Genomic DNA, 12,604 nt, shown 5'->3' on the forward strand with positions numbered 1-12,604 from the left:
ATAAGATGTAACAGGAAAGGAGGCGGCAGAATGATCGATCTGAAACCGTTACGTATTGATGGTAAATTTTATCGCGCTGTATCTGTTGAACTGCCGAAAACCAGTCTGCTGGCCATTGCGTCGGACAAAAGTTATATCATGTGCGGAGCGCTTGATGTCGGACTGTTGAACAGCAGGCTGGCTGATCGCGGCATTATTGCCGGCAAGGCGACAGGCGTCCGTACCCTTGAAGAATTACTGAATGCGCCGCTTGCCGAGGTGACCCTGGAAGCAGAAAAGTATGGCATCAGGCCAGGTATGATCGGTCGTGAGGCCCTTTTAAAAATGCCTTAACCCTGATTTTCAGACAAACACAGATCAGAATCCATGATCCGGGTCCGGCTTGTTCAGAACGGATAATGAAAAACAGAAAAAGACTTTTAACCCCCCTTTATTTTGCATATAGATGAGATAAAGGGGGGCTGTCATGTTTAAACCGAGCAGACGATACCGTAAGCGGATGATGCCGATCAGGCGTGTCTTTATCCTGACCTTAATGCTGTTTATTATCATGACGTCGGCAGGTATCTGGACGGTAAATGAACAGATGAAACCCGCTCTTATATCTATTGCTGAGACGCAGGCAGAGCAGCTTGCCAACTATGCCATTAACTATGGGATTGGAGAAAGCGTCCTGACAAATGCTTCAGGACCCCGGGATCCGAATGAGATGCCGGATATTGATTTTACAAAACTGATTGTGGCGAATCGGAATAACCAGGAAGAAATCAGTGATTACAGTCTGGATCCTGCGGAAGCGAATCGGATTAAGGGTGTGATAACCAACCGTATTCTCTGGTTTATCAGATCCGCCGAGAAGGGGAAAATTACACTCACCAATGGACCGGGTGAAGATCTTAAATATCTGAAAAACAATCACACCGAAGGGATTGTCGCAGACATCCCGCTCGGTCAGATTCTCAATAATGCGCTTATCAGTAATTACGGGCCGAGGGTACCTGTTGAGATGGACGTGGTCAGTAATATATCCACTGATTTGCGCTGGGATTTCAAGAACATTGGCATTAACAATATCGTCTATACGATTTATCTTGATGTGAAAGTGAAAGTCGATGTCATTGTCCCTTTCGCACTGAAGACGAAAATGATTTCGCAGCATATCCCGCTCGGATCTAATGTACTGCCCAGGAACGTCCCTTATTTTTACGGCGGTGGTGGAGTAACTCCGTCGGTGCCGGTTGATCCGCCTGGGCAGTCCGGCCGGGGGGCAGTGAAAACAGGCGAGTAACAGCTGCTTTTAGTGCGTGGCTTTCTTTTTTGCCCGTTCTTCTCTTTCCCATACACGCAGGACGGGGTAAGGATCAACAGAAAATTCAGTCTTTCCGTTATCAAGGTACAGGCCGTAGTGAAGGTGCGGGGGAAATTTACCCATGGTGCCGGGCGGACCGTAACCGGAACTGCCGACATAACCGATCTCCTGTCCAGGTTCAACAATATGCCCTTTTTGTAGATGCGGGGCGTAGCCTTTCAAATGCGCAAAATAATGGTAATTACCCCGGATATCTCTGATACCAATCCGCCAGCCGCCATATTTATTCCATCCGATCATCTCAATGATCCCGTAACCCGTCGACCGTACCGGTGTGCCATAATCGGCAAACAGGTCTGTCCCTTCATGGATCCGCAGACCGCCCCACCCGCGCCGGGAGCCCCAGGTTGACTGATAATCGTAATGGGCGGCAAGGGAAAGAGGGAAAGCATGTGCAGATAAATCCAGGGTGTTATAATGCGAATAGAGTCTGCTGAAGCCATCAATCATTTCAACGGCCTTTCCGCGCCGGAAAAACTTCCATGCGGCAATCCGGTTGTTATCCTGACCCGGACCTTCGGCAGCGATCCACTGGGCAAAAGCAAACAGGCGGTCTTCGGGGTTTTCACGGTCAGACTTTCCGTCACCATTGCCGTCCAGTCCTGATCCTCCGAAGAAAGCAATGGACAGGGGATTCTGATCCTCTTCATTCGGGTTGGCAAGTCCCGCCCATTCTCTTTTACTGAAATGAAGAGCGATGAGCGGCTCTGAAGTCTGTTTCCGCGTGCTCATCCGTGCATATTGATCGCAGCCTGCAAGAAATTCCCACGGGACGCCGGTCAGTGCCGAGGTTTTCAGATAAAGGGCCTTTCTTTCCCGTAAGGGTTCATCGGCGGATTTTTCTTTACCCACGGCTGTTTCAATCAGCAAAGCAGACAGAATCAAAAAGCAACATGTCATGTGTGTCAGAAGCTTCATTTACGGTCCTTATCCTTTCTATAAGCGTTATGTGTCAGACGGCAAACATACTTTGTTCAGAATCGATCTGTTATAATAGAGACAGAAACTGGTCCTGCACTGCATCGGAAACCGGAAAGGAAGGGAAAATCAGTGACGAATCCTGTAGTTTCCATCGATCACAGCCATTATGAGGTCGTTGAAAACGTCCGCAACGGCTGGAATGAAGAAGCGTTTATCAGTCGTTACAGTGAAATTTTAAATAAATTCGACTACATCGTCGGGGACTGGGGATATAATCAGCTCCGACTTCGCGGCTTCTATGATGACCATAACCATAAATCCTCGTTTGATACGAAGATCAGTACACTGGTGGATTATCTTGTTGAATCCTGCAGCTTTGGGTGTGCCTACTTTGTACTGAAAAAGATATCTAAAAAAGCAAAGCTTCATTAACCGTATTGTGTGTTAAAAATCGATTTCTCATTAAATAACATACAGGATGTAATAAAAAGAGGGGACAGACATGTACTTTGTAGATCGTCGCAAAATAAAGGAAATACTGGATTATCTTGACCGGCTGCTCGGCCTTTTTGAAAAGGGTCAATGGAATACGGACATCAATCAGCTGGCCCTCGAACGGATCACACAGAATGTGATTGAGTCGATGATTGACGTGGGTAATCAGATGATTGACGGATTTATCATGCGCGATCCCGGGGGATATGAAGATGTGATCGACATCCTGGAAGATGAATCGGTCCTTCCTCATGAAGAAGCAGAGCCGATAAGAAACGTTGTTGGGCTTAGAAAGACGCTGGTTCAGCATTATACAGCTGTCAATCACAACCGGCTGAAACAGACTCTGAGTGACGCCATGGGTCCGTTAAAACATTTTTCCGGCCGTATCTCGGATTATATTGAAAAAGAACTTGGACCGGTATCCGCATTTTCACCGGATCAGCCGGGGAATAATAAATAAGACACGATTCTGGAGGAACATGATGGGAAAGACTTACGACGCATTTTTACTTGATCTGGACGGAACGGTTTATCGGGGCAAAGAGGAGATTCCCGAAGCCGTTACTTTTGTGAAAGAATTAAAACGAAGAGGGCTCAGATATCTGTTTGTCACAAATAATTCAACACGGACAAAGGAAACCGTTGCCGGACAGCTGCAGGGCTTCGGTATCCCCTGTACGGCAAATGATGTGCTAACGACCAGCATGGCAACCGCACGGTACATAAAAAAACAGAAAGCAGATGCATCTGTTTATTATATTGGTGAGGCTGGTCTGAAGCAAGCTATGGATCAGGAACGTCTGCACTATCAGGAAGATCATCCGGATTTTGTCGCTTTTGGCATGGACAGGCAGATTACGTATGAAAAATATACTAAAGCCTGTCTCGCTGTGCGTGCCGGTGCCCGTTTTGTTTCGACCAATCCGGATGTTGCCCTGCCAAATGAACGCGGGCTGGTTCCGGGGAACGGGTCGCTGACTTCAGTGATCCGTGTATCGACCGGCGTTTCACCCATATATATTGGCAAGCCCGAATCGATTATCGTTGAGCAGGCACTGGAGAAAACGGGCACAACAAAGGAAAGAACGCTGATGATTGGTGATAATTATGACACCGACATTATGGCAGGTATTCGTGCAGGGCTGGATACGCTGATCGTTCTCACCGGTGTAACAAGTCCTGATGCATTGAAAAAGAAGAAGATTCAACCGACATACACGCTTCGTTCATTAAGTGAATGGAAGTTCTGATTAAGGAACAGCCTGAAAAACCGGGACTGTTTTTTTCATACTCACACTGATCTGGTGCATAGAATGAGGGTAAGAACGTTGGCGGAGGATAACATGGAAAGCAAATTTCAGACGTTTAGTGAAAAGAGGGATACAATGGATCAGGCTTCCGGACGTTTCTTTTTCCAGCCGCTTGATCATTTTTTCCATAAGAATATTGAAGCCCTCGCGACCATGTCTGAACAGCTTTACGAAAACGGGATGCCGGTCTGCCGGATGATCCGGAGTCATGAAGGACAGCTCGTCGTGACAGACGGCGGCGTCCAGGGCGTTCTCATGCAGGCTCCGGAAACCGAACCCGCAGGAGCTGTTTCGGAAGGGACTGCACTGGCTTCATTTCAGCTTTTCACAACAGGTATTGACCCGCTGGCGTTTCCTGAGTCGCCGATGTACAGCAGAACGGCCGGCATGATTCAAAGTATCGATACACTTATGGAAAAATACCGGCAAATTGACAGTAAATCCCCGCAAACGGCCTTCGAAAAGCTGTTCTATGAAAATTTCCCCTATTTCTCAGGATGCGCAGAAAATGCGATCCAGCTTTTGACGGATCTCTCAATTGATATTCGTGGACGGGAACCCGCCGTCATCGCCCACTATCGTTATACGGGTCGTTCCACGCAGATTCTCGAAAATCCCGCTTTGTGGGTGATCGACGGACCTTCACGTGATGTTGCAGAATGGCTCCGCCTGCATGCATGGAATCGCGGAGGAAAGGCATTTGAATTAGAGGTAGACACTTTTCTTACGGATTATGAAGCGATGTATCCGCTTGATCCATCTCACGCAGTCCGCACATTCGCCCGTCTGCTTTTCCCACTTTCCTATATCGAATGCTGTGAACGGTACTTTTGGGGACCAGGTGATCAGGACCATCAGTGGTTTTGCGAGATGATCCGGTTAAATGAAGAAAAGATTGCGGATTATGAACACCTGCTGAAACGGCTTGCCAGACGGTATGCAGGTATTCGTGTCCCGGAATGGATAACCGGCGAAATGACCGGATGATGAAAAACCGCCTGTATCATCAGGCGGTTAACGACTTAGAAAACCTGTTCAAGCTCTCTGACGCCGGGGACATTATCTATTAAAGCACGTTCAATGCCTGCTTTCAGTGTAAGGGTTGAACTGGGGCAGTTTTCACAGGCACCCAAGAGACGCACGCGAACGATTCCATCTTCAACATCCAGAAGCTCGACGTCACCGCCGTCCCGAATCAGAAAAGGACGCAGTTTATCCAGCACTTCCCTGACCTGATCGTATATTGGAGACACTCCTTTCCCTTTTCATCTGCTCTCATTATACCGTCATTCCAGTGAAAAATCTATTTTCAGATCAGGTGCCGCAAGATTCGTCTGAAACGGTATGATATATTTATACAGTAAGAATCGATAAAAATTTTATGGATGAGAACCCGGACTTGCCCGTCGGCAGGTTTCTCTCTATGATGATACAGAAAAAAGGTGAGGTGAACGCGTCTGGAAATGACAGTCTACGGAGCGGATGCGGTCTGCGCCAGCTGCGCGCAGGTACCGCCCGCCAAAGCAACCGCTGAATGGCTTGAGGCAGCGCTGACGCGAAAATACGGGGACCGCATCACAGTAAGATACGTTGATATTAATCAGCCGCAGACCGGGCAGGATCGCCTGTTCTGCGATAAAATAAAGGCTGACGAATATTTCTATCCGCTGCTGGTTGCGGGAGAAACGATACTTGGTGAGGGTTTTATTTCCCTCAGGCCTGTTCAGCAGTATATTGAGCGGCAGGAATGAATGATGCGGCAGGCGAAGAGTTGGTGAAAGCCGGTGACATTAACGTCCTGCCGTGTTACAATTAAAAATCAAAAGCACGAGTCCGACCGGGCTTACGGGAGATGGAGTATGAATGCTGGATTTTCACCACAGCTGGCCGTATGAACGTGTCATGAAAGATATTTATTTTGAGGAATGCCCGTTTTGTCATGCTTCATCTGTATTAATTCCAATTAAAGAAGAAGCGGTTAATCGGGCGTTTGAGGGGATAAAAACTCACGTCGTCATGCCCTGCTGTCACAATAAAATAGTTATTGAAAAAATGGACAGGGATTACATCTGGTCCAGGGAACCACTTAGATAACACGAGCCGGGAAGTGGAAGTATGGGAAAAACATATCCATTTACAAAAATGCATGGACTTGGGAATTGTTATATTTATCTGGACGGAATAGCCAATCATCTGGATATTCCCTCACCTGCAGAGCTGTCAGTTAAAGTATCCGACCCATTCAGGGGAATCGGTTCAGACGGGATGATCTTAATTCTCCCGTCTGAACAGGCCGATGTCTGTATGCGCATCTTTAATAAAGACGGTTCTGAAGCGAGAAACTGCGGCAATGGGTTAAGATGCGTAGCGAGGTATGTTTATGAGCAGGGTTATGTACCGACCAGACGTTTCACAATAGAGACCCTGTCCGGTAATAAGCGGGCAGAAGTTCATCTCAGGGACGGCAGGGTGGATCAGGTGACCGTGGATATGGGCGTACCGATCCTCGAACGCAGCCGGATCCCTGTTGCTGGCGGGAACGGAAGACAGATGGTCATTCGTGAACCCCTGCGGGTGAACCATGAAGATTATACGTTTACAGCTGTATCCATGGGTAATCCCCATGCCCTGTTTTTTGTCAACGATGTGGACGCGGCACCAATTCATCAGCTCGGCCGGCTGCTCGCAGACACTTACCCGTTATTTCCGGAGGGTGTTAATGTTGGTTTTGTTCACCTCCTGTCTGACCATGAACTGGATTATCGCGTCTGGGAACGCGGGTCAGGGATCACACAGGCATGTGGCACTGGTGCCTGTGCCTCTGTTGTTGCTTCCATTCTTGAGTCAAGAATAGAGAAGGATACACCGGTGACCGTACACCTGGCGGGTGGATCCCTTTCTATAGAATGGCGGTCTTCTGACGATCATGTGTTTATGACCGGAAGTGCTGAAGTGATTTGTAAGGGTATATATTATGAATTGTGATTAATGTCACTGCAAGGTATAATGAAATAAAAAGAAGGAGTTGATCAGATGAACATTACACTCACTGAAGCAGCAAACTTCCGCGTGAAAGAAATGCTGAAGGAACAGCCGGGAGAGAATCTATTTCTTCGGGTAGGTGTCGGTGGCGGAGGATGTTCCGGGCTGACATACGGCATGGGCTTTGATGATAAAATGATTGATGGTGATCTGGCACTTGAGGATCGGGGACTGAAAGTGGTTGTTGATAAAAACAGTGCCGCCCTGCTTAACGGCGTTACGATTGATTTTAAACAAAATCTTTCCGGCGGTGGATTTACGATCGATAATCCGAATGCCATTTCCACATGCGGATGCGGTAACTCGTTTAAAACGAGTGACAATGCCGGCAAACCAGCAAAACAGTGCGATTGCTGATAATCTAAGCGAATAACAGGGGCTGGACAGAGTAAAACTGTTCGGTCTTTTTTTTAAGATGTTTTTCTCCCCAGGTACCTGCTTTCAGCCAGCGATGGATAAGCCTCAGCGCCCGGTGCCCTCACTGCGACGTCTCTTCTGGAGCGTGCTCCCGCAGAAGTCATACCTCTTTCGCTCTAAGCAAGATAACAATAACACAGTCAGAATACCTGAGATGCTGTCAGTACGCGCGACCTGACCGTGAAACAGTTTTTTTCGGATATTTTTCTTGAAATGTTAACAAAAAAGACATAATATTGATGTGAAGAAAAAATATCAGTGATTGTGATAAATTACACAAACAGGATAAAACATAAAAAGGTGGCATTGGATCATGAGCAATCCCAGGATATTAATCATCGGCGCCGGTTACGGCGGAATGATCACAACCGTTAATCTGGCCAAGGAACTGAGTCCGGATGACGCAGATATAACATTAGTGAATAAGCATAACTATCATTACCAGACCACATGGCTGCACGAAGCAGCAGCCGGTACGATTCATCATGACCGGACGAGAATGCTGATCAAAAACGTGATCAACACCAATCGAGTGCATTTCGTTCAGGACAGCGTGGTTAAGATAGATAAGGATAATAAAAAAGTAATTTTGAAAAACGGAGAACTCAGCTATGACTACCTCGTGGTCGGACTTGGCTTTGAGTCCAATACCTTTGGCATTAAGGGACTGAGTGAACATGCCTTCTCGATTCGCAGCGTCAATACAGCGAGAAAAATCCGCGAACACATTGAATACAAATTCGCCAGCTATAATAACGATCCGGATGCAAAAGACAGTGACCTGACTCTGGTTGTCGGCGGTGCCGGATTGAGCGGTGTTGAATTCCTGGGTGAACTGGTTGACCGTATTCCCGGCCTGTGCAGGGAATATGACATTGATCAGAATAAAGTCAAAATCATTGACGTGGAAGGTATGCCAATGGTTTTGCCACCATTCGAACGTGATCTTGCAGAATATGCACAGAGGTATCTGGAAAGTAAGGGCGTTATCTTTAAACTGGGGACCTTCATAAAGGAGGCTACGCCGGACGGTGTCTTTGTTCAAAAAAAAGATGCAGAAAAAATGGAAGAGATTAAAGCAGGAACAGTCGTCTGGACCGGCGGTGTAAAAGCCAGCCATATTCCGGCAGATTCCGGCTTTAAAACAAATCGTGGGAAAATCCCGGTTACAGATGATCTTCGTGCACCAGATGACGATCATGTCTTTGCTGTCGGAGATGTTGCCGTTGTCTTTCCTGCTGAAGGTAAGCGTCCTTATCCGCCGACAGCGCAGATTGCTGTTCAGGAGGGGGAGCTTGTCGCCAGAAACCTGAAACATCTGATTAAAGGTGAACCAACAGAAAAGTTTGTTTATAAGAAGAGAGGTACCGTGGCATCGCTTGGCAACCATCAGGGAATCGGTGTTGTTTATGATAAAAAGCTGAAGGGAAAACCGGCGGCTGCCATGAAAAAAGTGATTGATGACCGCTATCTGCTTGAACTCGGCGGAGTGGGTCTGATGCTGAGAAAAGGAAAATTAAACTTTCTCTGATTTTATTTTAGTATGAAAAGAAACAGCCCGGTTGCTATGCAGCCGGGCTGTTTCTGTAAACAAGAGTCATTCCTTTTTGATCAGCAACCATATCTTCATTATTTTCTCTGCTTCATCCGGATGCTCTGTCAGGTATCGGAAAAAATCCATCAATCCGTGAACATGCTTTGCTTTTTGAATAAATCTGCTGTCTTCTCTGGTCAGATAGGGAACATCAGATTCTCTGACTGATGACGTGCGTCCAAGCAGATAATCGGTGGTAACGTTCAGGTAATCGGCAATTTGGACCAGCATATCCGGATCGGGTTTTCGGGCGCCGGATTCATAGCGGTTCAACTGGACATTTGAAATATTCAGCTGATCAGCCATCTCCCTCTGCGACAAATTCTTTTCATCGCGGAGGAATCGAATCCTGATTCCGAGCGTGTTCGCCATTGAAACGGTCCTCCAATCCGGGATGATCAAACGTTTTTTTCCAGATACAAAAAAGTTTATCACGTAACTTTTAAATAGAATCGAAAATTGCCAATTGGGTAATATGAACCGTGTTACCAGAACCATTTATGGTATAATGAATAGAAAAAATTACCGTAAAGGTAAATTCGGGGAGATGGAGAAGGATGCTTACTGTAGATCTGAAGAAGCTCAGGGAGAGGCGCAAGAGGTGTATGACACTCGAACAAATGTCGGAAAAGCTGGGCTATCAAAGCCCGAACGGTTACTTTTATCTGGAATCCGGGCGAAGCAAAATTACGGCGGAAATGCTGGCAAAAGTCGCGACTATTCTGGAAATACCCATTCAGGAATTATTTACCGAAAGCACAGATTATCCAAAGAAATAACATCCTTGTTATGAAGCGTTTCCAACTCTTTGAAATTTTCCGCTTGAATGATAGACTGAATACGGGAATAATAAAGTAAGGTCGGCGTGAAGCCGGTACCTGATGGAATCCCATCGAGGTACAGACGAAAGGGGATTATTATGTGCGGGTTTTGCGGTTATATTTCAAAGAGTAATGATTTAACACCGGGACAGCACGATCAGAATGCGATGACCGCACGGACAGAAGTGATTAACCACCGGGGTCCTGACGATGCTGGCTATTTCACGGATGATCAGGTCCAGCTTGCTTTCCGCAGATTGAGTATTATTGATCTTTCGGGAGGGCATCAGCCGCTCCCTTATGATAATGAACGTTTTTATATCATTTTTAACGGTGAAATTTATAACTATGTGGAATTAAGAAATGAACTCATTGAAAAAGGATATACCTTCCGGACAACATCGGATACGGAAGTTATTGCAGCCCTCTATGCGGATCGCGGCGAACAATGTGTCGATTTTCTTCGCGGCATGTTTGCTTTTATGATCTGGGACAGGCAGGAGAAAACACTGTTTGCGGCACGGGATCATTTCGGCATCAAACCTTTTTATTATATGGAGAAAGACCATGGCATCTTTTTTGCTTCCGAGGAGAAGAGTCTTTTAATCGATGAAAAACCGGATCCGGTTGCCAGAGAAGCCCTGCAATACTACCTGACATTTCAGTTTGTTCCTGAACCTTATACCCTGCAGAAGAACATTCGAAGTCTTGAACCCGGACATTATCTGATCAAGAAGAACGGCGGCCCACTTGAAAACAAGACGTTCTGGACACCTTCCTTTGCACCTGTTGCACAGACCCTGGATGAGGCAAAGAAAAAAATTCAGGATGTTCTGATCGATTCAGTAAAAATGCACATGAGAAGTGATGTTCCTGTCGGGGCATTTCTTTCAAGTGGTATTGATTCAACGAGTATCGTGGCGCTTGCCAGACGCTTCAATAAGCATATTGAGACATTTACCGTCGGATTTGCCAGTAAGGGGTACAATGAGATCGATATTGCCAGGGATTCAGCAGAGAAACTCGGTGTTGAAAACTATGCGCTGGAAATTACGCCTGAGATGTGCATGAAGGAACTGCCGAGAATTGTCTGGCATATGGACGATCCGGTTGCAGATCCGGCAGCCATTCCCAATTATTTTGTGGCACGGGAAGCAAGAAAACATGTCAAAGTGGTGCTTTCCGGCGAAGGATCAGATGAACTTTTCGGAGGCTATAATATTTATCGTGAGCCGATTTCACTCAGGTGGTTTGACGCCGTTCCGAAGCCCGGGAAAGAACTGCTTCATGCGCTGGCTTCCAGGTTACCTGAAGGCATAAAAGGGAAAAGCTTCCTTCTGAGGGGAACGACTCCGCTGTCCGAACGTTATGTCGGTAATGCCTTCATATTTAATGAGGATGAAAAGAAGTATGTTTTGAAGACCTTTTCCGATCAGACCCCGTTTACAGATATTACTGATCCTGTTTATCAACAGGCAGCGGGCGACTCAAAGCTGGATCAGATGCAGTTGATTGATATTGAAACATGGCTGCGCGGGGATATACTGGTGGTTGCTGACCGGATGACGATGGCCCATTCGCTGGAACTCCGCGTTCCCTTCCTTGATAAAGCCGTATTTGAAGTAGCAAGAACACTTCCGGATTCACTCAAGACAGGAGACGGAACGACGAAGTATGCTTTTCGTGAAGCTATGCGCGGAATTGTACCTGATTCCATCCTTTTCCGTAAAAAGCTCGGATTTCCGGTACCCATCCGTATCTGGCTTAAAAATGAGATGTATGACTGGGCAAGAAAAATCATTCAGGAAAGTGGCACTGAACGCTATATCAACAAGTCTTATGTGCTGAAATTACTTGAAGATCATCGAGCGGGCAGACAGGATAACAGCCGTAAAATCTGGACTGTTCTGATGTTCATGCTGTGGCACCAGATTTATATTGAAAAAACGCTGCACGTCGACCCGCGTCCGGTTCATTAATCTTGATTTTGCTGAAATAGAAAAAGATCCCGTTCAGGGATCTTTTTAATACGATATCAGAAAAACCAGGCTTCGGCCTTTGCTGTATGCTACATACCGGCCGGCTTTTCTTCAGGTTTTTTACCGGGTTTCTGTTTCCCGTCTGTGCTCCAGTTCCTCACTGGGTTTGAATAGCAGAGTCAGACAATAAAGAGCGCAAAGCCCGACAATGCCGTAGATAATCCGTGCCAGCGCTGTATTTGCGCCGCCGAAGATCGCTGCAATAAGATCAAATTGAAAGAAGCCGATCAGGCCCCAGTTGATGCCTCCGATAACGAGAATTGCGAGACAGGTTCTCTGTAAACCGCTCATCTTGTTCCCTCCTTTGTGGACGTGCCCGGTATTCAGTGCATCCCTAGTTTGTCTACATTTCTCAGTCATTATACATGGAAGAAATCTTTTCTCTTATCTTTGAGGTGGGGGTTTTACTGCCCGTTAATGCGGGATAAAGTGAAACTTCAATCAGTGGGGGTGGCTTTATCCCCCACTGATTGTTAGTTGAACCAATCGGGCTTTTATGGGCAGTTAACCCCCACCGGGGTCAGTTCGTTTACCCACATTACTTTTGAGGTAGGGGTTTTACTGCCCGTTAATGCGGGATAAAGTGAAACTTC

Annotated in this window: 17 protein-coding genes; 13 read left to right on the forward strand and 4 right to left on the reverse strand. The window is 46.6% G+C overall.

The window, feature by feature from the left end:
- Positions 1-30 precede the first annotated feature (30 nt).
- Entirely contained in the window at positions 31-333 is a 303-nt protein-coding gene (locus tag ABNN70_RS08560) for a DUF1805 domain-containing protein (RefSeq protein ID WP_353947550.1), read from the forward strand.
- A gap of 133 nt (positions 334-466) precedes the next feature.
- Positions 467-1,288, forward strand: a complete 822-nt coding sequence (gene yunB / locus ABNN70_RS08565) for a sporulation protein YunB (protein ID WP_353947551.1) — start codon at positions 467-469, stop codon at positions 1,286-1,288.
- A 9-nt stretch (positions 1,289-1,297) separates the two neighbouring features.
- On the opposite strand, the gene ABNN70_RS08570 is transcribed toward yunB, so the two are convergent.
- Positions 1,298-2,287 carry a M23 family metallopeptidase gene (locus tag ABNN70_RS08570; RefSeq protein ID WP_353947552.1) on the reverse strand — a complete coding sequence of 330 codons (990 nt, stop codon included), beginning with the start codon at positions 2,285-2,287 and terminating at the stop codon, positions 1,298-1,300.
- A gap of 132 nt (positions 2,288-2,419) precedes the next feature.
- On the opposite strand from ABNN70_RS08570, the gene ABNN70_RS08575 reads away from it, so the two are divergent.
- From ABNN70_RS08575 to ABNN70_RS08590, 4 genes are all read left to right on the forward strand, one after another.
- Complete coding sequence (locus ABNN70_RS08575; protein ID WP_129928644.1) at positions 2,420-2,722, forward strand: YutD family protein; 303 nt, start codon at positions 2,420-2,422, stop codon at positions 2,720-2,722.
- Positions 2,723-2,792: 70 nt separating this feature from the next.
- Positions 2,793-3,248, forward strand: coding sequence for a DUF86 domain-containing protein (locus ABNN70_RS08580; RefSeq protein ID WP_353947553.1), 456 nt, complete (start codon positions 2,793-2,795; stop codon positions 3,246-3,248).
- A gap of 22 nt (positions 3,249-3,270) precedes the next feature.
- Positions 3,271-4,038, forward strand: coding sequence for a TIGR01457 family HAD-type hydrolase (locus tag ABNN70_RS08585; RefSeq protein WP_129928642.1), 768 nt, complete (start codon positions 3,271-3,273; stop codon positions 4,036-4,038).
- Between the two features lie 93 nt (positions 4,039-4,131).
- Complete coding sequence (locus ABNN70_RS08590) at positions 4,132-5,085, forward strand: spore coat protein YutH (RefSeq protein ID WP_353947554.1); 954 nt, start codon at positions 4,132-4,134, stop codon at positions 5,083-5,085.
- Positions 5,086-5,120: 35 nt separating this feature from the next.
- Here ABNN70_RS08590 and ABNN70_RS08595 read toward each other — a convergent pair whose 3' ends face one another.
- Positions 5,121-5,342 carry a NifU family protein gene (locus ABNN70_RS08595; protein WP_129928838.1) on the reverse strand — a complete coding sequence of 74 codons (222 nt, stop codon included), beginning with the start codon at positions 5,340-5,342 and terminating at the stop codon, positions 5,121-5,123.
- A gap of 219 nt (positions 5,343-5,561) precedes the next feature.
- Between ABNN70_RS08595 and ABNN70_RS08600 the strand changes: the two genes are divergently transcribed.
- From ABNN70_RS08600 to ABNN70_RS08620, 5 genes are all read left to right on the forward strand, one after another.
- On the forward strand, positions 5,562-5,849 hold the full coding sequence (locus ABNN70_RS08600; protein WP_353947555.1) for a DUF1462 family protein: 288 nt from the start codon (positions 5,562-5,564) through the stop codon (positions 5,847-5,849).
- A 112-nt stretch (positions 5,850-5,961) separates the two neighbouring features.
- On the forward strand, positions 5,962-6,192 hold the full coding sequence (locus ABNN70_RS08605) for a hypothetical protein (RefSeq protein ID WP_129928639.1): 231 nt from the start codon (positions 5,962-5,964) through the stop codon (positions 6,190-6,192).
- Positions 6,193-6,213: 21 nt separating this feature from the next.
- A complete protein-coding gene (gene dapF / locus ABNN70_RS08610; RefSeq protein WP_353947556.1) occupies positions 6,214-7,083 on the forward strand; it encodes a diaminopimelate epimerase in 870 nt (289 codons plus the stop codon).
- Positions 7,084-7,131: 48 nt separating this feature from the next.
- Positions 7,132-7,497 (forward strand): iron-sulfur cluster assembly accessory protein, encoded by a 366-nt coding sequence (locus ABNN70_RS08615; protein WP_353947557.1) that lies wholly within the window; start codon positions 7,132-7,134, stop codon positions 7,495-7,497.
- Positions 7,498-7,870: 373 nt separating this feature from the next.
- Positions 7,871-9,088, forward strand: coding sequence for an NAD(P)/FAD-dependent oxidoreductase (locus ABNN70_RS08620; protein WP_353947558.1), 1,218 nt, complete (start codon positions 7,871-7,873; stop codon positions 9,086-9,088).
- A 66-nt stretch (positions 9,089-9,154) separates the two neighbouring features.
- On the opposite strand, the gene ABNN70_RS08625 is transcribed toward ABNN70_RS08620, so the two are convergent.
- Positions 9,155-9,523, reverse strand: coding sequence for a helix-turn-helix transcriptional regulator (locus ABNN70_RS08625; protein WP_165364229.1), 369 nt, complete (start codon positions 9,521-9,523; stop codon positions 9,155-9,157).
- A gap of 185 nt (positions 9,524-9,708) precedes the next feature.
- Here ABNN70_RS08625 and ABNN70_RS08630 point away from each other — a divergent pair, with 185 nt between their 5' ends.
- The gene (locus ABNN70_RS08630) at positions 9,709-9,930 is read left to right on the forward strand and encodes a helix-turn-helix transcriptional regulator (RefSeq protein WP_129928634.1); all 222 of its coding nucleotides are present in this window, start codon (positions 9,709-9,711) and stop codon (positions 9,928-9,930) included.
- Positions 9,931-10,070: 140 nt separating this feature from the next.
- On the forward strand, positions 10,071-11,951 hold the full coding sequence (gene asnB, locus ABNN70_RS08635) for an asparagine synthase (glutamine-hydrolyzing) (protein WP_129928633.1): 1,881 nt from the start codon (positions 10,071-10,073) through the stop codon (positions 11,949-11,951).
- Between the two features lie 120 nt (positions 11,952-12,071).
- Here asnB and ABNN70_RS08640 read toward each other — a convergent pair whose 3' ends face one another.
- Positions 12,072-12,302, reverse strand: coding sequence for a DUF378 domain-containing protein (locus tag ABNN70_RS08640; RefSeq protein WP_129928632.1), 231 nt, complete (start codon positions 12,300-12,302; stop codon positions 12,072-12,074).
- Positions 12,303-12,604: the final 302 nt, after the last annotated feature.

The sequence above is a fragment of the Sporolactobacillus sp. Y61 genome (genome assembly GCF_040529185.1).
GTDB lineage: Bacteria > Bacillota > Bacilli > Bacillales > Sporolactobacillaceae > Sporolactobacillus.

What these genes read in the sequence shown, in the direction of transcription:
- ABNN70_RS08560 (WP_353947550.1), top strand. Translation starts at nt 31, where the DNA reads ATGATCGATCTGAAACCGTTACGTATTGATGGTAAATTTTATCGCGCT.
- yunB (WP_353947551.1), top strand. Translation starts at nt 467, where the DNA reads ATGTTTAAACCGAGCAGACGATACCGTAAGCGGATGATGCCGATCAGG.
- ABNN70_RS08570 (WP_353947552.1), bottom strand. Translation starts at nt 2,287, where the DNA reads ATGAAGCTTCTGACACACATGACATGTTGCTTTTTGATTCTGTCTGCT.
- ABNN70_RS08580 (WP_353947553.1), top strand. Translation starts at nt 2,793, where the DNA reads ATGTACTTTGTAGATCGTCGCAAAATAAAGGAAATACTGGATTATCTT.
- ABNN70_RS08585 (WP_129928642.1), top strand. Translation starts at nt 3,271, where the DNA reads ATGGGAAAGACTTACGACGCATTTTTACTTGATCTGGACGGAACGGTT.
- ABNN70_RS08590 (WP_353947554.1), top strand. Translation starts at nt 4,132, where the DNA reads ATGGAAAGCAAATTTCAGACGTTTAGTGAAAAGAGGGATACAATGGAT.
- ABNN70_RS08600 (WP_353947555.1), top strand. Translation starts at nt 5,562, where the DNA reads ATGACAGTCTACGGAGCGGATGCGGTCTGCGCCAGCTGCGCGCAGGTA.
- ABNN70_RS08605 (WP_129928639.1), top strand. Translation starts at nt 5,962, where the DNA reads ATGCTGGATTTTCACCACAGCTGGCCGTATGAACGTGTCATGAAAGAT.
- dapF (WP_353947556.1), top strand. Translation starts at nt 6,214, where the DNA reads ATGGGAAAAACATATCCATTTACAAAAATGCATGGACTTGGGAATTGT.
- ABNN70_RS08615 (WP_353947557.1), top strand. Translation starts at nt 7,132, where the DNA reads ATGAACATTACACTCACTGAAGCAGCAAACTTCCGCGTGAAAGAAATG.
- ABNN70_RS08620 (WP_353947558.1), top strand. Translation starts at nt 7,871, where the DNA reads ATGAGCAATCCCAGGATATTAATCATCGGCGCCGGTTACGGCGGAATG.
- ABNN70_RS08625 (WP_165364229.1), bottom strand. Translation starts at nt 9,523, where the DNA reads ATGGCGAACACGCTCGGAATCAGGATTCGATTCCTCCGCGATGAAAAG.
- ABNN70_RS08630 (WP_129928634.1), top strand. Translation starts at nt 9,709, where the DNA reads ATGCTTACTGTAGATCTGAAGAAGCTCAGGGAGAGGCGCAAGAGGTGT.
- asnB (WP_129928633.1), top strand. Translation starts at nt 10,071, where the DNA reads ATGTGCGGGTTTTGCGGTTATATTTCAAAGAGTAATGATTTAACACCG.
- ABNN70_RS08640 (WP_129928632.1), bottom strand. Translation starts at nt 12,302, where the DNA reads ATGAGCGGTTTACAGAGAACCTGTCTCGCAATTCTCGTTATCGGAGGC.